Below are 17377 nucleotides of genomic sequence, written 5' to 3' on the forward strand. Positions count from 1 at the left end.
CTTCACGTGGGATGCGCGATGTGGACGCACAGGTCGTGGCAGGGGCGTCTGCTGGCGCATCCGCTGCCGTCCCACGAACGGCTGCGGCACTACGCCGCCTGGTGCACCGCGGTCGAGGGCAACACCACGTTCTACGCGACACCGGCCCGCGACACGGTCGCGTCGTGGGCACAGCAGACCGACCCCGACTTCCGGTTCGTACTCAAACTGCCGAAGGTCGTCACGCACGAACGCCGTCTCGGTGACGTCGACGAGCCGCTCCGGATCTTCCTGGACGCGATCGAGCCGCTCGGGCCGCGGGCCCACGCCCTCTGGATCCAGTTGCCGGGGTCCTTCGCGCCCGCCGACGTCCCCGTGCTCGCCCGTTTCCTGCGCCGGCTCCCCGCGTCCCACCGGTACGCCGTCGAGGTCCGCCACCCGGCGTTCTTCGCCGACGCACACGCCACGCGGCTCCTCGAGGAGGCTCTCGCCCCCGTCGCCGCCGAGTGGATCCCGTTCGACACCACCGCCTTCTTCGACAGCCCGCCGACCAGCGACGCGGAGCGGGACGCCTGGACGAAGAAACCCCGCGTGCCGCGCCGGTCGGTCGCGCTCACCGACCGGCCGATCGTCCGGTACCTCGGCCGCGACGACGTCGCGCGGACGATCGAGGGCTGGCAGCACTGGGTGGACGTCGTCGCCGGGTTGCTGCGCGAGGGGCGCTCGCCGACGGTGTTCGTCCACACCCCGGACAACGCCGACGCGCCCGTGCTGGCGCGCCGCTTCCACGACGAGGTACGCGCCCGCGTACCGGAACTCGAACCGCTGCCGGAGCCGATCCCGGTCGAACCCCTGACCCTCTTCTGACCCGGTCGGCGCTCAGAAGCCGCCGGTGGCCTCCAGTCCGAGCCACCCGGCAAGGTCCGCGATCTCGGCGCGGACGGCGGCGGTCACCGCCTCGGTGAAGGGGACGTCCTGGTGGATCGCGTTGACGACGAGGGTGCCGGCCCTGCGGTCCGCGGTCGCGTCGAGTTTCCCGACGAGCCGGTCCTCGTGAAGGATCGGGAGCGCGAAGTAGCCCCACCGCCGCTTCTCCCTGGGCTTGTACATCTCGAGGACGTACTCGAAGTCGAAGAGCTGCTCCGCGCGGACACGGTCGTGCACGAGCCGGTCGAACGGCGACAGCAGCGCCGTACGCCCGGTGAACGGCAGGTCCAGGTACGCCGGGTGGACCCGCCACGTCCCCGGCGTACCGTCGACGACGGCCTCCTCACCGGCGTCGCCGACGTACGGCGACTCGCCCGGCATCTGCGGCCCGCCCGACCGGGCGATGCCGAGCGCCGCGAGCCGGCGTTCGTCGCGGTGCCGGGCGGCGGCCGCCCGGTCCAACGTCGGCAGGTCCGCGGGGAACACGCGCTGGGGAAGGTCCCAGTAGCGCTGCCGCCCCTTGCGACCGGAGATCGCGACCTGCCCGCGGAGGGCGAGGCACTCGAGCATCTTCGTGACGTTCCGGTTGTTGGTCCAACCCGAGGACGGCCAGGGCTCGACGCTGGTGTCGGGAATGTCGCGGGACAGCAGCGGGCCGTTCTTCTCCAGCAGCGCGACGATGTCGCGCCGGAACGGCTCGTTCTTCTTTAGCCATGCCACCGTGGACGGATGTGCCCCGTCCCGCACCTCGGCGATCACGGCGGGAAGGTCGCGCGGCACCCGGACGTAGGCGACGGTCTCGACGAGGGTGCGGTCGCGCTCGATGGCCCTGGTCAGGTCGGCCGGGTCGTAGGTCGACCCGAGCCGGCTCCACAGGACGAGGTCGGCGCTGGGAGCGATGGCCGCGGTGGGGTCGATCTGCAGGACGGTCAGGCGGTCGACGACGCCGACGAGGTCGGTCGGGCGCGGGGCGTCGAGCAGTTGGGCGTGGATCGCGATCCGGCGGGCTTCGTCCCGGTCCAGACGATGGGCGGCCATGCGACGACCCTAGTGGCGCCGCAGTTTGACGGGGAACGCCCGCCCGTCCCATCCGACCCGAAAGACGACTTTCTCTCCGATTCAACCTGGCTCGGATTCGCCGACTTTACGCTCGCAGGAGCAGCGCTGTCGGAGCGGCAGCGCCATCGAACCGTTCCACGCTTGCGGAGGGGACATGGCACCGAATCGAGCACTTCGGGCACTCGTTTCGGCGGCTGTCGGCGGCTTGGTCGCCATCGCCGCGACCGCACCAGCCATGGCCCTCGCCCATCCCGGCACGGCTGCGGCTGCGGCTGCGGCTGAAGACGCCACGTCCGCCGCGCCGGAAGAGCCACGTCCCCCGCGACTCCCGGCGGACTTCCAGGGCGCGGGGCGGTACATCGTCCGCGACCTCGGCATCGACGTCCCCTTCACCTGGGAGGGGAGAAACGGCGACAGTCAGATGATCGCCGGGGGCCCACAGCACCCGATCTGGTTCACCAACCTGATCTACCGCGACACGCTCTACACGCTCACCTACAAGTGGCCGAACATCCCGCTGGAGCCGCCGCAGCCCTGCCACCGGGTGGGATTCTTCAACCGCCACATGTTCAACGACCTGCTGAAGACCGCCCGATTCGTCGGACCGGAGATCCTGCAGGGGCACCACGACCGGCACGTCCATCACTGGCGGGTCGGTGTCGTCGCGGGCTCCACCCAGCCGGGCGCGTTTCCCCGGATCCCGCTCGCGCTCGGTGACGTCTACGTCGACCAGCGGGACCCGAGCCGGTGGCGGCAGGTGCTGCACTTCGGCATCCAGAACCTCTACGATCCCGCGCTGGACGAGTGGTTCACGATGGACACGTTCCGGCACCTGCCAGGGCAGGTCACGCTTCCCGACCGGTGCCCGCCGCCAACGCTGTGAGCCCACACCAGCCTGCGCGGAGGTGGACGAATACGACTCTGCGTCCAGCGAGCACGATGCCTCTCCAGACTCATTCCCTGCGTACGGTGAGGTGAAGGGCGGCGACGGCCAGCTGGGTGAGGTCAGGCAGTTGGTCCTGGCCGAGGGTGACGCCGCGCAGGTTGTCGAGGGACGTCTTGAGACCGTGGAGCCGGCTGCCTCTCAGGTCGGTGCCGTCGAGGTGGCAGGAGTCCAGTTCCAGGCCAGCGAGGTCACACGACCGCAGTGCGATGCGCGGTAGTCGGCAGGATGACCACGCGCCGTTGGTGAGAGTGCAGTCGGTGAACGCGACCGAGCCGGCGGCGGTGACGCGGTGGAAGGTGGCGTAGTCGAAGCGGCAGCCGTCGAACAGGACGTCCTTGAGGCGTACGTCGGTGAGTCTGGTGCCAGTGAACCGGGAGCCGGTGATGGCGCACCGTTCGATGGTGATGCCGGTCAGGGTCGCGCCGGAGAAGTCGGTGCGGGTGAACTCGCAGCCGAAGAGGCTGCCCGCCTCCCAGGTGCTCTCGCTCAGGTCCACGCCGGTGATAAAGCTGCTACGGATGCTGACGTCCTCAAGGCGCGAGCCGTGCCACGCTGCGCCCTCGACGAGGGCCTCGGTGAGGCCGCCGGCGAGGTCCGTGGTGGTGTCGAGGTCGTCCGGTTCGAGGTCCGGCAACAGGACCTTCACGTCGCCGATCGTGGTGGTACGCATGTGTCCTCAACCTGTGTGGGCGCGGGGTGGGCACGCCAACCCGCTCGTCCCCGTGGTGGTTGCTACTTCTTCTTGTTCCAGTTGTGCCAGCCGGGTCGGCTGTCGAACTTACCCTTGTTATCCCAGGTGGGGCGGTTGTCGAACTTCGCCGCGTCGATCGACGCTACCGACCGCTGCGGGTTGACGCCGAGGCGGGCGAGTTGCTCGGGTGCGGCGTTGACGAGGACCGCGAGAGCGTTGGTCATGGTGCTCCTCCTTGAGGGGTGAGGGGGAGAGACCCGAGACCAGGCAGGGTCTATCGCAGGACAAGTCTCCAGCGCTGACAGAGGGGCTGACCTGCTGTGTGAGAGGGAAGAGGGGGTCCGTTCGGGGGTCCGGCTGAAGACTGACGTCAACGCTGACGTCGAGCCCGACCCCCGAACGGGGATCAAGCCGGAACTCATCACTGCCAATGCCTACGGCAGTAGGTGACGGTGTCGTTGGAAGCACGAGAACTCCTTTGGTTGAGGTGTGGGATGTAATGCTGGTGGCGTGGCCGGGCACGACAGCGCCGCCGGAGCGGAAGGTCCCGGTGAGCGTCATCCCGGCACCGCTCCTGCCGTGGTCACCGTCAGCGGCGCCCGCCTGCCGGCCGCCGGGAACGCGGCGAGACGAATGAGCGTGGGAAGCGCGCGGAGGTAGTTGGCGGCGGGGTGAGGGTTAGCCTCTTGGGTCATGTCCGACCCTGCGCCGCGTCCATTGCTATTCCTTGACGTGGACGACACCCTCATCCCGTTCGGAACACCCACGGCGGCTCAGCCGGGCATGCCGGGTGGCCACACCGAGGCACCAGACTTACCGGCCGACGCCCATCCCCTGCTGCACAAGGTCAATCCGGAACACGGCCGCCGACTGGGGGCCCTGCCGTGTGACCTTGTGTGGGCGACGACCTGGATGAGCGACGCGAACGATGTGCTCGCGCCGCTGCTCGGGCTGCCGACCCTGCCCGTCGTGGACTGGCCCGACTCCGACGAGGTGGGCGTCCTGCACTGGAAGACCCGTGGACTTGTCGAGTGGGCGCAGGGACGCCCCTTCGTCTGGGTCGACGACGAGATCTCCCACACCGATCAGCAGTGGGTACTGACTCATCACCATGGCCCGGCCCTGCTACAGCGGGTTGACCAACGTCGCGGGCTGACCGAGCACGACTTCACTGCCATCGAGAGCTGGCTCATGCAGGCGCCGTAGGGCGAGCTTCATCGCTGCGCAGCTGGATCAGGAGAGCGTCGGCCGCGTCCTGGCATCGCGCGTCGAGATCACCGTCGTCCCTAGCGCTCGGATCGGTGCGGAAGAGTTCGTCGAGCATCGTGCCCAACAATCGGTAGGCGGCGTCCTTCAGCAGCCGACGCAGGTCGCGGACAATGGCGTACGGCCGGCCGGTGAGGATCTTCTCCAACGACTTGAGGGTGTAGTCCAGCGCGAAGTTTCGGTCGATCCACAGCTGGGAGCGGCGGGCGAGGACCCCGATGCGCCAGTCCGCGTAGCGGGCCTCGACCCTTCCCATCGACGGGTCGGCGCGTCCGGTGAGTCCGGCCGCTTCAGCACGGCGGGTGTAGGCGGCACCGATCAGGCATTCCATGCCCACGAGCAGATAGCTGATGCCCGTGTAGAAGGGGCGTCCTGAGGTGTGGGCGGCCACCCACCGCTCGTCGTGGATCCCATCGATGATCTCGGCGACACTCAGCTGGGGTTGTGGTTGCAGCAACAGGTCGGTGCGGCCCTGGAAGGCGTACGTCTGACGTAGCTCGGCTGCGGTCATCAACTGGTCGAAGGTGATGTAGGTGAATCGCGGCGGCACGCCCAATGCGGTAAGGGTGCGGATGGCCAGAGCGTTCTGGTCGCCGGTGGTCTCCTTGTTGAAGCGGTCCAGGATCGAGGTCACCCCCGACTCCACGCCGAACAGGCAACGCCGCAACTTCCGCCCAACCAGGCCCCGCCAGAGGTGACCGCGGTCGAGGTGCCAGGCTCGGTCACGGTCGGGACGGACGACCTGGTCGACCCGGCAGCTCGTCTCCCAGGTGAAGCCCGCCTGGGCGAGGGTGTCCGTGACCTGCAGGGCGCGGGTGACAGCGTCATCGCCGCGTCCGATGAACTCCTCGTCGACCAGGTAGATCGTCCTGTTCAGATCCGGGTGCCGGTCGAACACCGCCCCCATCTGACGCAGGAGCCAGGGCAACGCGTCGGGACGCGCCCCCGCCCATTGCCCCTTGTGCCCGCGGGGGCAGAACGAGCAGTAGTTGGTGCAGCCCCTCGACGACTCGAGTTGTGCGACCCCACGGTGCGCAAAAGTACGGTCAAGCAGATCCAGTTCCGGCCACATGTCGGTCTGCGACCGGTTCGCCACGGTCGCGGTCCTGCGGGAAAGGTTGACCGGCAGCACGGTGCGCGACCGCCTGGTGCCCCGGAAACCGAAGCCGCGTATCTGCTCGACGTCCAGATCGCCATGCCAGTGAGCCAGCACGTCGGCGATCGTCGGCTCTCCCGCTCCCCTGCAGATGAGCAGGTTCGGATAGCGGTCCAGCAAGATCCGCTCGTTACGCACGGTCAGCGAGCCACCGGCGACCACCAGGGGCGGCCGGTCGAGGGCCGTGACCGCGTCCAAGAGGCGGACGGCGAGGTCATGCTGGCCGAAAGCCACCGACACGCCCAGCACCTCCACCCCGTCGCGGACCCGATCGACGATGTCTTCCAGCCCGGAACCGAGCTGCATATCCATCAGTTCGACCTGCCCGAGCAGGGTCGACCGGGCAGCTCGGGCCAGGTCGGAGATCGCCAACGGAAACCGAGGAAGTGGGAAGTGTTCCGGGTGGTAAAGCGACGTCAACAGCAGCCTCGGCCGTAGCAGCCGTCGCTGGCCCTCTGGAGTGAGCTGCGCGGCGGACAGCCAACTGTCCGGGTCGACCACCCTCAGGTGGTCGGCGGTCCACGTGGGCCATTCCCGGCTGCGGTGTGGCTGCCCGGAAAGATCGGCGGCCGTCCATTGTCCTGGCGGTTGTTGGATGAGGACCAGCCTGCGGTCCAGGGTTCCGGTCACCACTACCGTCCGCTCCTTCCTCATTGCCAAGCTCAAAGCGGCGCGTAGGGCGTTCGGATCCTCCAACGGCACCGCCGCCAACGGCTCGGGACGGGGCGGGGTGCAGTCGGTGGCGTGCGCGCAGGCGTACAACAGCCGGTCGTGGACGGACGATGGCAGGTCACGCATGGAACACCTCCGTGACGGGGTTGGGCATGGGCGTGCGTCGCCGCCCCTGCGGCAGCGGCAGCAGGAGAGAGCGGTGAGAGGGCGAGAGATCCCGGTCAGCGCGGCGTGGTGGATCCGGCCCCGCCGTGGTGCCGGGCGGGCCAGCCGAGGAAGCGGTCGAACAGGTCCGTGACGTCGCCAGTAGTGCTCGGGTTGAGCCGATGCAGGTCCTCGATGGCCTCATGGAGAAGACCGGCCAGGTAGACGAAGAGGCCGACCCGGTTGTCGCGGTATTCGGCCAGCAGGGCGAGCCGTGCCCGTCCGCAGGGCCAGGGCTGCCCGCAGCGGCGGCACAGCCAGAGCGGACGCAGCGGCAAGTGCTCTGCCGGTAACGGCCGCTCCTGCGCGGCTGCACCGGTTCCGTTCGTATACATCGGCCGCGGCGCTTCCGCGCCTGTTGCTCGAACAAGACCCGCCAGACGTGTGTCAACAGCGGTAGGTCGGTCGAATCTGGTTCCGCCGACGCCGGAACTGCTGCGCGTTCTGTCGTCAGCTCGCCGGTCACGGCGTACCGCGACATGTACACAGTCATGGCCGGTCTCCGGCCGGTGCTGACCCCTGTGCGCGGTGGGCTTGCCGGCGTCCCGGCAAGCCCACCGGCGTCGGCCAGCGGCTGGGAGCACACCGCACCTCATCCGCCCACGCAGCCCTGCTGACGGTACGCGAACGGAGAGTCACCCGTGCGGTCGACGAAGTGCCCGGCGTAAGTGCCAGCCGGTGCGTCAGGTCGCGCTCCGACCTATTGCCGATCGGCACGTCCATCTGGGTCTCCCTGCCGTGAGATTGCCGCTGGCCCACCGCCGCACCGCTGGGATCGACGCGTCGGCACATCCAGGCTGGCTTGGGCGGTGGACCGACGGAATGTCTCGCCGGTGCACCGGCGGTGCACCTGCGGTCACCGCGTGTGCGGTTACCATCAGCTCCACCGGTGACTGTCCGTTCCGGAAGGACGTGCGATGGCTACGGTGACGACCTGGACCGGCCAGGACGCGAACGCGCTCCGCCATGCGTTGCGGATGAGCGTGATCGCCTTCGCCGAGCACCTCGGCGCGGCGCGGCGGACCGTGGCCAAGTGGAGCAGCCAGGGCGACAAGGTGCTCCCCCGCGCGGACATGCAGGCCGCGCTGGACACCGTGCTGTCCCGCGCCACACCTGAGGTACGGGAACGCTTCGACGCGTTGCGCGTGGCCGGCACCGACGGTGCACTTGTGGGTGCGGGTGGGCCGGACACCGGCCGGGATGCGGATACTGACGATAACGGAGACGGTGACTCAGGCTCGGATGGCGACGTGCGGCGCAGGCAGCGGAGCGGCGATTGGCGTCGCCGCCGCGCCCAACGTGGCGTCGTTGCTCGACGCCCTCGTCACGCCAGCGCACCCCGACGGTGGGACACTGTCCGTACCGCAGCTATCCCGAGCTGTCGCCAGTGCCAAAACCGACTATCAGGCATGCCGGTACGCGCACGTACTCGATCGGCTGGTGGCGCTACTGCCGTCCCTCGATGCGGTGCGGTCCGGCGTAACGGGCGAACAGCGCTCGCAGGTCGAGGTGCTGGCCGCCGACCTGTACCACGTCGTCGGCAGCGTCCTGCTGAAGCTGGACGATCGCGGGATGGCCCTGGTGGCGGCCGAACGGAGCACTCAGGCGGCTGCCATGAGCCAGGATCCGGTGGCGATCGCCGCGAGCGCCCGGATCATGACCCACGCGCTCATGAGCAACGGCCACGACGCCCAAGCGATGACCCTCGCCGGCAACGCCGCCGACTCGCTCGACCGGGACACCGGCCTCACGTCGTCCGATGCGGTGGCCGTCCACGGCGCCCTCGTCCTCCGAGGGGCCATCGCCGCCGCCCGCCGAGACGACCGGGGCACCGCGCACGCGATGCTCGATGAGGCAACCCGCGCCGCGACCCGCCTCGGCTACGACGGCAACGACCGGTGGACCGGCTTCGGGGCCACCAACGTCCTGCTGCACCGGGTCAACATCGCACTGACCCTCGGCGACGCCGGAACGGCCATCGCGATCGCCCGCACGGTGCCGCTGGACAAGGTGACGCTGGCCGAGCGCCGGGCGTCTCTGTATGTCGACGTGGCACGCGCCTACACGCAGTGGGGCCGCTACGAGCATGGCCTCAACGCACTGCGCACCGCGTACGAGGTTGCACCCGAGGAGATCCGCTGCCGCCCGGCGGTCCAACGCATCGCCGGCGACCTCGCCATGCTAGCCAACGGTTCCGTCCGCACCGCCGCTGCCGGCTTCGCCCGCAACGCCGGGATCCGGTTGTGACCGGCGGTCACCTCCAGATCGTCGTCTGCGGTGCCGGTCCGGCCGCCGATGTGACCCAGCTCGTCAAGGCTGCACAGCGGCGATCCTGGACAGCGGCGGTCACGGCCACACCGAGCGCGATGGGCTTCATCGACCCGCAGCCGCTCGAGAGCCTCACTGGTCATCCGGTCCGTTCGACCTACCAGTCGTCGCCCGGCATCCGCCGGTCGCTTCCCGCAACCGACGCATTGGTCATCGCTCCTGCGACCTACAACTCGGTCAACAAGATCGCTCTCGGCTTGGCCGACAACTACGCCATGACCTTGGTCGCCGAGCTGATCGGCAGACAGGTGCCGACCGTCATCGTCCCGTTCGTCAACGCCGCCCTCGCCGCCCGGACACCGTCCCGGCACGCCGTCGCCAGCCTCCGCGACGAGGGGGTACGTGTCCTGCTCGGCCCCGAAGACCAGTGGGAACCGCACCCGCCCGGCAGCGGCAACGAGCGGCAGAAAGCCTTCCCCTGGACGGTGGCTTTCGAGACAGCCGCCCAGCTCGCCCACGGGTCTCGACCGGCCGCTTCCGGCCACGCCTGACCGCAAACGAGTCAGCCACCGTGTCGCGCCAGGCTCGGTGCGTCTCGCCGCTAGCGTTGAAAGCCGTGGACCGAATCGCCATCATCGGCTGCGGTGGCAGCGGCAAGTCCACCGTCGCCCGGCAACTCGCGCAGATCCTCGACGCGCCGCTCATCCACCTCGACGCGCTCTATTACGACGAGCAGTGGAATCCCGTACCCAAGGACGAGTTCGCCGTCCAGCAGGAGAAACTCGTCACCGGCGAGCGGTGGATCATCGAAGGCAACTACGCCGGCACCCTGCCGATCCGGCTCGCCGCCGCCGACACCGTGATCTTTCTCGACCTGCCAGCCAGGACATGCCTGTGGGGCATCGCTGAACGCCGGTGGCGCTACCACGGCGGCCAACACCCCACCGACGGCGTCTACGACCGGATCACCTGGAACTTCGTCCGCTACATCCTCGGCTACCGGCGCACCATGCGCCCCCGCATCCGTCACCTGCTTCAAGAACATGGAGTGCAGGTCCGGCTCATCACTCTCACCAGCCGGCGGCACACCAACCGGCTCATCGACCGAATCAAACGGGAGACAAACCGGTGACCTGGCCTCGGGCTTCCACGAGGAGCCGACCGCGTCCAACCGACACCGAACAGGTCCAACGGCTCCCGAGCACCCACCGAGCGACCACCCACCACCGGCGTACGCGAAAAAGGCCCCGACCGGCAGGGAACTACCAGGTCAGGGCCTTGCTCGTTGGTGCGCCGCCAGGGACTCGAACCCCGAACCCGCGGATTAAGAGTCCGCTGCTCTGCCAGTTGAGCTAGCGGCGCTCGTTGGCAACGGGGAGAACCTTAGCACGCCCTCTCAGCCGGGTTCCAATCCGATCCCCGGCTCCCCCCTTCGGTCGAGCTTATGGGGTAAAAGCGGCCAAACGGCCTTCGCCTGAGCGCGAGGGCACGTACGGATTAGCGGTGATGCGGCACGATGTCCGCCAGGTACGCGAGGACAGAGGTGGGGATGGGCATGTTCACGCGGGCCGGGGCGGCGCTGGGGGCCCTCGGTCTGGTGGCGTCGCTGGCGCTGGCGGGGTGCGGCGGCGATCCGGAGCAGGCGAAGTTCGTGGCGGGCAGCGGCCCGACCGCGAGCGCCACCCCGGCCGAGCCGGCGGCGGCGAACGGCCCGCCGTTGCCGGTCGCGCCGGCCGACGGGTCGACGGACCGGCCGGTCAGCGCCGAGATCGGCGCCACCCTGCCGGACGGCGTGAAGGTGTCTGCCGTCACCCTGACGGCGGCCGACGGCAAGGCGGTCGCGGGCCGGCTCCGCGCCGACGGCTCGTCGTGGGTGCCGTCAGCCCCGTTGAAGTACGGCACCCGCTACTCGGCGACGGTCACCGCGACCGCGGCCGACGGCGGCACCCGCGAGGGGCGCAGCACGTTCACGACGATGGCGAAGCCGAAGTCGATGATCGGCTCCGGCCTCTACCTGTTCGACGACAAGGAGTACGGCGTCGCGATGCCGGTGGTCGTCGAGTTCAGCCCCGGCATCCCGAAGAAGGACCGGGCGGCGGTGCAGAAGCGCATGTTCGTCCAGACCGACCCGCCGCAGCCCGGCGCGTGGCACTGGATCGACGGCGGCACCCAGGCCTACTACCGCGCACCGGAGTACTGGAAGCCGGGCACGACGCTCAGCGTCCGCATCGCGTTGGCCGGCATCCCGCTGAGCAACGGCAAGTACGGCAACGTCGACCGGGTCGCGACCGCGAAGATCGGCCGCGCCTTCGAGATGAAGGTCGACAACTCGACCAAGCGGATGACCGTGTACGAGGACGGCCAGGTGGTCCGTACCCTGCCGGTGAGCCTCGGCAAGAAGAAGACCCCGTCCTCCAGCGGCACGATGGTGGTGATGGAGAAGAAGGAGTCCACCGTCTTCGACACCCGCGACGACCCGGACCCGGACAACCGCTACGTCACCGAGATCGACTTCGCGCAGCGGCTCACCTGGGGCGGTGAGTACATCCACGCGGCACCCTGGTCGGAGCACGTGCAGGGGCGCCAGAACGTCTCGCACGGCTGCGTGAACGTGTCGACGGCCCACGCCCGTTGGCTGTTCGGCAAGACGAAGATCGGCGACCCGATCACCGTGACCGGCACCGAACGGCGGCTGACGGCCGGCAACGGCTGGACGGCGTGGAGCCTGAGCTGGTCGGAGTTCGTCAAGGGCAGCGCCCTGCCGGTGCCCGAGGGCGGTGCCGGCTCACCGTTCTGACCAGCACCGGAGCTGTCCACGTTCGGACAGCTCAGCCCGTGTGTTTCGGTTCACCCGGTGCAACGGGTATCAGGTCTGGTGCGTCCTCTGAGAGAGGATGGGCAATCGGCACGACGACTGTGAGGCGACCATGCGAGCTGTCCAGGACCAGCCGACCCGGCGCGGTGGGCGACGCCGTGCGCTCGCGGCCGGGCTTCTCGCCGCGGCGCTGACGCTCACCGCCGGGTGCACCTCCGGTGGCGACGACGGATCGTCCGGGTGGCGCGACGGCGACGGGAACGCCGCGCCCGCCCCGAAGGCCGCCGTCACCATCGTCGAACCGGCCGCCGACGCGAAGGACGTACCGGCCTCGACCGGCATCACCTTCACCGCGAAGGAGTCCCGGGAGACCACCGTCGAACTGAAGGACCCCTCGGGCGCGGCCGTCGAGGGGACGCTCGCCGCCGACGGCGGGAGCTGGCTGCCGAGCGGCGCCCTGGAGTACGGCGCGACGTACACGGCGACCGTCACCGCGACCGGGGACGACGGCCGGCCCGCCACGGCGACCAGCACCTTCACCACCATGGCCAAGCCCGAGAAGCAGGTCCGGATCAGCAGCTTCCTCGGTGACGGCCAGGTGGTGGGCGTCGGGATGCCGCTGATCGTGAAGTTCGGCCGGGCCATCCCGGAGGACCACCGGGACGACCTGCAGCGCCGGATGACCGTCACCGCCACCCCGGCGCAGGAGGGCATCTGGCACTGGGTCAGCCCGACCGAGGTCCGGTACCGCCCGAAGGAGTTTTGGAAGGCGAACAGCACCGTGTCGTACCGGGTCCAGGCCGGCGGACTGCCGCTCGGCGACGGCTGGTACGGCCGGTCCGACCTGACCGTCGACGTCAAGATCGGCCCGTCGCTGGTCATGACCGTGGACAACAGGACCAAGCGGATGACCGTCGCGAAGGACGGCAAGGTGGTCAAGACCATCCCGGTGAGCCTCGGCAAGAAGTCCACGCCGTCGTCGAGCGGCACGATGGTCGTCATCGAGAAGCTCCGGAAGACGGTCTTCGACACGTACGAGGAGCTCGGCCCCGAGGACGGCTACCGCACGAAGATCGACTACGCGCAGCGCCTCACCTGGGGCGGCGAGTTCATCCACGCCGCTCCCTGGTCGGAGGGGCAGCAGGGCAGCGTCAACGTCTCCCACGGCTGCGTGAACGTGTCGATGGCCAACGGCGCGTGGCTCTTCGCCAACACCCGGATCGGTGACCCGATCACGGTCAAGGGCACCGAGCGCAAGCTCCAGAACGGCAACGGCTGGACCGACTGGAACATGAGCTGGGAGGAGTACGTCAAGGGCAGCGCCGTGCCGTACGAGCCGGCGGCGGCCGAGAGCGCCGACCCGGACGCCACCCCGACCCCCTGAGCAACGACGAAGGCCCCCTCCGCGGAGGGGGCCTTCGTCATGCCGGGTGACTGATGGGAATTGAACCCACGACAACCGGGACCACAACCCGGTGCTCTGCCAACTGAGCTACAGCCACCATGCCGCCGCGCCGGTCACCCGGGCGGTGCGGACCAATAATAGCCCCACCCCGGCCCACCCCGTCCAGCGGGTTCGCTGGGACGGAACCGGGCGCTCAGAGCTGCGCGGCGACGGCCTTCGCGCTCTCCACGTCCGGCCCGGGCAGGGGTACGAAGATGGTCCGCCGGTAGTACTCCAACTCCCGGATGCTCTCCCGGATGTCGGCCAGCGCCCGGTGCGCGAGGCCCTTCTGCGGCTGCCCGAAGTACACCCGCGGGTACCAGCGCCGGCACAGTTCCTTGATCGACGAGACGTCGATCATGCGGTAGTGCAGGTGGGCGTCGAGCCGGGGCATGTCCCGGGTGATGAAGCCCCGGTCGGTGGCGATGGAGTTGCCGCACAGCGGCGCGGTGCGCGGATCCTTCACGTGGCTGGTGACGTAGTCGAGGACCAACTGCTCCGCCTCGGCCAGCGTCACCGTCGACCGCCGCACCTCGTCGGTCAGCCCCGACTTGGCGTGCATCGTCGCGACGATTTCGGGCATCGCGTCCAGCGCCGCGTCGTCGGCGTGGATCACCACGTCGACCCCCTCGCCGAGCACGTTGAGATCCGGGTCGGTGACGAGCGCGGCGACCTCGATCAGCTTGTCCTTGCCGAGGTCCAGGCCGGTCATCTCACAGTCGATCCAGACGAGAAGATCTGCCACCGGCACAGCCTACGCGCAGCCCAGCGGCCCGCGCGCCGCGCACCGCTCTGCGGGGCGACCGTTAGGGTTTCCCCGTGCCAGCCGAATCCGTCGCACCGCCCGCTGTCACCGACGACGAACCCGGTGGCCGTACGGTCCGTCGCCTCGTCGCCGTGCTGGCGCTGGCCGCCGTGCTGCCGGCGCTCTACCTGCCCGGGCTGGTGCACGACTTCTTCGACCTGAAGATCTACATGCGGGCGATGGACTGGTGGGCGGCGGGGAACCCGCTCTACGACTACGTCCAGCCGGACCGGGTCCAGGGTGCCCTCTACTTCACGTACCCGCCGTTCAGCGCCCTGCTGCTACGCCCGTTCGCGATGCTGCCGCTGGGCGCCACCGTGGCGATCTTCACCGCGCTGACCGGTCTGGCGGTGGTGGTGACCACCCGCTGGCTGGTCGAGCCGGTGATCGCCCGGCACCACCTGCCGCGGGTGTTCGCGCTCACGGTGGCGGTGCTGCTGGTCCTCGCCGTCGAGAGCACCCGGGAGACGATCACCTTCGGGCAGATCAACATGCTGCTGGTGGTGCTGATCCTGGCGGACCTGCTGTTCGCCGTACCCCGGAACAGGCGCTGGGCCGGCGTGGCCGTGGGGCTGGCGACGGCGCTCAAGCTGTTTCCCGGCATCTTCATCGTCTACCTGCTGGTCTGCCGGCGGTGGTGGGCGGCGGCGGTGGCCAGCGCGACGGCGGCGGTCGCGACACTGCTCGCGGCGGCGTTCGCGCCCCGCGACTCCTGGCGGTTCTGGACCCACGAGCTGTGGACCACCGAGCGGGTCGGCCGCACCGACTACACCGGCAACCAGTCGCTGTTCGGGCTGCTGAGCCGCCTCACCGCGCCGCAGGAGCCGGAGCGCCTGATCTGGCTGGCCCTCGTCGTCCTGGTGGCCGGGTACGGGCTGTGGCGGGCGGCGCGGGCGGCCCGCGCCGGGGACGCGCTCACCGGCCTCACCCTCACCGGCCTGGTCGGCGCGCTGGTCAGCCCGATCACCTGGACCCACCACATCTACTGGTTCGTCCCGGCGGTGGTGGTGCTGGTCGACGCGGCCCTCGCCACGTCGGGGGGCGAGCGCCGCCGACTGCTGACGGCCGCCGTCGGCACGACCGTCGTCATCGTCTACGGGGTGGTGTCGTTCCAGGACTGGGGCACCGCCCAGGTGCCCACCGACTCGGTGGGCGAGTTCCTGGTCCGCAACGCGTACGTGCTGATCAGCCTGCTGCTGCTGGTGGGGCTGCCGGTGCGGGAGGGCATGGAGCCCACGTCCAAACGGACAGACTTCCCGAGAAGCCCCGTCCGGCGCTAATCTGGTCTCAACTACCACAGACGACGCTGCGGTAGCACCGAATCCCCCGGTGAGGACGGCCCTCCGTGTCGGCAGCACGGAGGGCCGTCCGCGTCCACCGCCCCGGGCGACCTGCCGTCGCTCAGGAGGTCGGATCGACCGGGACGGCCGGACGCAGCGGCCCAGCGGACGGCTCCTGCCGCGACTCGGGTTCGACCCGCGACGGGCGTTCGGGCCGTGACCGGGATTCGGGCCGCGACGGGTGTTCGGGCCGCGCGGCGCGCGCCGGCCGCGACGGCGAACCCGGCGGAACGGGATCGGCCCGCCCGGCCGGTCGGACCGGCTCCGTCCGCGACGTGGGCGCCGGCGGGGCGACATCCGTGCGGGTGGCGGGTGGCCAGGCGAGCGACAGGTCCACCTCGGACGGCCGCAGCGGCGCGACGCAGCGGGTGCCGTCCCGGCCCGACCGGCCGCGCCGGTCGCCGCTCGACGGCCCCGCACCGGACACCTCCGGCCCGCCGTCCGGCCGCTCCACGAGGTCGGCCAGCGTCGCCGGGCGACCGGCGGGCACCGGACCGGCGGCGGTTCGGCACGTCGGCACCGGGCCCAGCGCCGGCCGGGGCCGGTCGAGGGGCGCACCGACGGACGCCAGTTGGCGGGCCGGCGCGATCGCGCGGTCACCGTCCCGCGTCGGCTGGACGCCGAGCCCGCTCAGGGACGTCACTCCGAGCCGGCCGGCCAGCACGGGCACCTGGTCCGGCTCGACGACGAAGACCACTTCGCGGGGGCGTACCGGCCGCAGCAGCAGGAGCAGGGCCGACGCCACGAACAGCACCCCACCGGCCAGCAGGCCGGCGGTCACCGGGGCGGTCCAGCCCGCGCGTAGCTCGGCGCGCAGGTCCAGGGTCAGTTCCGCCCCGAGCACGGCGCCGGCGAGCAGCGCCGGAATCCCGACGGTCAGCAGCAGCACCCCGGTGAACACCCGCACGATCCGCATTGGCCTCGTCCCCCTCCGTAGCCGGACACCCGGCCGACCTTACCGAGACGGACCGTCCGATCAGGGGATATCCACGGCACCGGTCCCGGAAAGGCGCCGGCCCGCCGGAGGGATCCGACGGGCCGGCACGGCGGTGCGTACGGTCACGCCTTCGGCGCGGGCTCCCGCCGGGTCCGGGCGAACGCCAGCCCGCCGAGCGCCAGGCCGGCCAGGCCGGCGACCAGGCCGGCGGCGCCGAGGCCGGTGGCCAGCCCGGTGCCCTCGGCCTCGTCGTCGTCCGCCTCGACCTCGCTCTCCCCGGCGGGGTCGGCCGCCGGCGCGGCGGACGGCGAGGCGGCGGTCAGCTTCAGCACCGGCGCCGGGCTCTCCGGCTCCTCGCCGCCGGCGGTCGGCTCCTCGATCCAGCGCACGACGGTGCCGTCCGAGTACGTCTGGAGCGACTTGAAGACCATCTGGTCGATCTTGGGCAGCGGGCCCATCGAAACCGGGAACTCCTGGAACGTGCCCGGCTTGATCACGGCGTCCGGGGCGGCGGTCCAGGTCAGCTTCGACACCGCCTCAATGAGCTGGCTGCCGTGCACCTCCACCGGCTGGTCGAGCTTGCGCTTCTCCACCGCCACGGTCCAGCCGGGGACCGGCATCGTCGAGACCGAGCCGACCGGCGCGTTCTCCGGCAACACCACCTCGACCTTCGTCGTCGACGCGGTGTCGCTCTCGTTCGGCACCCGGAACGCGAGCCGGGCGTAGCCGCCCTGGGTCGCCTCCTCCGGGTTGACCGTGACGTGCGCGGACGCGGGCGCGGCGAAGCCGAGAACGGCGGCGGCGACGGCACCGAGGGCGAGGGTGGCGGCGCCGGTTGCGGTACGCCGGAGACGGATCATGGAATGGA

General features: G+C 70.3%; 15 protein-coding genes, 2 tRNA genes and 3 pseudogenes. 9 read left to right on the forward strand and 11 right to left on the reverse strand.

Features of this window, described 5'->3' with window-relative positions:
- The first annotated feature begins 18 nt into the window (after window positions 1-18).
- Complete coding sequence (locus tag GKC29_RS28510; RefSeq protein WP_230688846.1) at window positions 19-846, forward strand: DUF72 domain-containing protein; 828 nt, start codon at window positions 19-21, stop codon at window positions 844-846.
- Between the two features lie 12 nt (window positions 847-858).
- Here GKC29_RS28510 and GKC29_RS28515 read toward each other — a convergent pair whose 3' ends face one another.
- Window positions 859-1944: a DNA glycosylase AlkZ-like family protein gene (locus GKC29_RS28515; RefSeq protein WP_155333749.1), complete on the reverse strand. Its 1086-nt coding sequence runs from the start codon at window positions 1942-1944 to the stop codon at window positions 859-861.
- A gap of 175 nt (window positions 1945-2119) precedes the next feature.
- Here GKC29_RS28515 and GKC29_RS28520 point away from each other — a divergent pair, with 175 nt between their 5' ends.
- Complete coding sequence (locus GKC29_RS28520; protein ID WP_155333750.1) at window positions 2120-2848, forward strand: hypothetical protein; 729 nt, start codon at window positions 2120-2122, stop codon at window positions 2846-2848.
- A 70-nt stretch (window positions 2849-2918) separates the two neighbouring features.
- On the opposite strand, the gene GKC29_RS28525 is transcribed toward GKC29_RS28520, so the two are convergent.
- Together GKC29_RS28525 and amcA (GKC29_RS28530) are read right to left on the reverse strand one after the other, a co-directional pair.
- Window positions 2919-3581: a pentapeptide repeat-containing protein gene (locus tag GKC29_RS28525; protein WP_155333751.1), complete on the reverse strand. Its 663-nt coding sequence runs from the start codon at window positions 3579-3581 to the stop codon at window positions 2919-2921.
- Window positions 3582-3643: 62 nt separating this feature from the next.
- The gene (amcA, locus tag GKC29_RS28530) at window positions 3644-3826 is read right to left on the reverse strand and encodes a multiple cyclophane-containing RiPP AmcA (RefSeq protein ID WP_155333752.1); all 183 of its coding nucleotides are present in this window, start codon (window positions 3824-3826) and stop codon (window positions 3644-3646) included.
- A 493-nt stretch (window positions 3827-4319) separates the two neighbouring features.
- Here amcA (GKC29_RS28530) and GKC29_RS28535 point away from each other — a divergent pair, with 493 nt between their 5' ends.
- The gene (locus GKC29_RS28535) at window positions 4320-4808 is read left to right on the forward strand and encodes an HAD domain-containing protein (RefSeq protein ID WP_370463377.1); all 489 of its coding nucleotides are present in this window, start codon (window positions 4320-4322) and stop codon (window positions 4806-4808) included.
- Here GKC29_RS28535 and GKC29_RS28540 read toward each other — a convergent pair.
- The 3 genes and pseudogenes from GKC29_RS28540 to amcA (GKC29_RS30680) form a co-directional block, all read right to left on the reverse strand.
- The gene (locus GKC29_RS28540; protein ID WP_196255761.1) at window positions 4792-6822 is read right to left on the reverse strand and encodes a radical SAM protein; all 2031 of its coding nucleotides are present in this window, start codon (window positions 6820-6822) and stop codon (window positions 4792-4794) included. The two genes, GKC29_RS28535 and GKC29_RS28540, sit on opposite strands and share 17 nt — an antisense overlap.
- A 95-nt stretch (window positions 6823-6917) precedes the next feature.
- A complete protein-coding gene (locus GKC29_RS28545; RefSeq protein WP_155333754.1) occupies window positions 6918-7235 on the reverse strand; it encodes a hypothetical protein in 318 nt (105 codons plus the stop codon).
- 11 nt (window positions 7236-7246) lie between these two features.
- A pseudogene (amcA, locus tag GKC29_RS30680) lies at window positions 7247-7393 on the reverse strand (multiple cyclophane-containing RiPP AmcA); the annotation flags it as partial.
- 424 nt (window positions 7394-7817) lie between these two features.
- Here amcA (GKC29_RS30680) and GKC29_RS28550 point away from each other — a divergent pair.
- The 3 genes and pseudogenes from GKC29_RS28550 (at window position 7818) to GKC29_RS28560 (ending at window position 10300) form a co-directional block, all read left to right on the forward strand.
- Window positions 7818-9147 (forward strand): annotated as a pseudogene (locus GKC29_RS28550) (hypothetical protein).
- Window positions 9144-9719 (forward strand): flavoprotein, encoded by a 576-nt coding sequence (locus tag GKC29_RS28555; protein ID WP_155333755.1) that lies wholly within the window; start codon window positions 9144-9146, stop codon window positions 9717-9719. The pseudogene GKC29_RS28550 and the gene GKC29_RS28555 overlap by 4 nt, the downstream one beginning before the upstream one ends.
- A 65-nt stretch (window positions 9720-9784) precedes the next feature.
- The gene (locus GKC29_RS28560; protein ID WP_155333756.1) at window positions 9785-10300 is read left to right on the forward strand and encodes a topology modulation protein; all 516 of its coding nucleotides are present in this window, start codon (window positions 9785-9787) and stop codon (window positions 10298-10300) included.
- Window positions 10301-10454: 154 nt separating this feature from the next.
- Here the strand turns inward: GKC29_RS28560 and GKC29_RS28565 are convergent.
- Window positions 10455-10530 (reverse strand) — tRNA-Lys (locus GKC29_RS28565).
- 187 nt (window positions 10531-10717) lie between these two features.
- Here GKC29_RS28565 and GKC29_RS28570 point away from each other — a divergent pair.
- Both GKC29_RS28570 and GKC29_RS28575 read left to right on the forward strand, forming a co-directional pair.
- Window positions 10718-11965 (forward strand): Ig-like domain-containing protein, encoded by a 1248-nt coding sequence (locus tag GKC29_RS28570; RefSeq protein WP_155333757.1) that lies wholly within the window; start codon window positions 10718-10720, stop codon window positions 11963-11965.
- A gap of 130 nt (window positions 11966-12095) precedes the next feature.
- Window positions 12096-13367, forward strand: a complete 1272-nt coding sequence (locus tag GKC29_RS28575; RefSeq protein ID WP_155333758.1) for an Ig-like domain-containing protein — start codon at window positions 12096-12098, stop codon at window positions 13365-13367.
- Window positions 13368-13412: 45 nt separating this feature from the next.
- Here the strand turns inward: GKC29_RS28575 and GKC29_RS28580 are convergent.
- A tRNA-His gene (locus GKC29_RS28580) sits at window positions 13413-13485 on the reverse strand.
- 96 nt (window positions 13486-13581) lie between these two features.
- On the reverse strand, window positions 13582-14178 hold the full coding sequence (orn, locus tag GKC29_RS28585; RefSeq protein ID WP_155333759.1) for an oligoribonuclease: 597 nt from the start codon (window positions 14176-14178) through the stop codon (window positions 13582-13584).
- A gap of 68 nt (window positions 14179-14246) precedes the next feature.
- Between orn and GKC29_RS28590 the strand changes: the two genes are divergently transcribed.
- Entirely contained in the window at window positions 14247-15512 is a 1266-nt protein-coding gene (locus tag GKC29_RS28590) for a glycosyltransferase family 87 protein (protein WP_155333760.1), read from the forward strand.
- 538 nt (window positions 15513-16050) lie between these two features.
- Here GKC29_RS28590 and GKC29_RS28595 read toward each other — a convergent pair.
- Window positions 16051-16488: pseudogene (locus GKC29_RS28595) on the reverse strand (hypothetical protein); the annotation flags it as partial.
- Between the two features lie 143 nt (window positions 16489-16631).
- Window positions 16632-17369, reverse strand: a complete 738-nt coding sequence (locus GKC29_RS28600) for a YcnI family protein (protein WP_155333761.1) — start codon at window positions 17367-17369, stop codon at window positions 16632-16634.
- Window positions 17370-17377 lie beyond the last annotated feature (8 nt).

The organism is Micromonospora sp. WMMC415 (genome assembly GCF_009707425.1).
Classification (GTDB): Bacteria; Actinomycetota; Actinomycetes; order Mycobacteriales; family Micromonosporaceae; genus Micromonospora.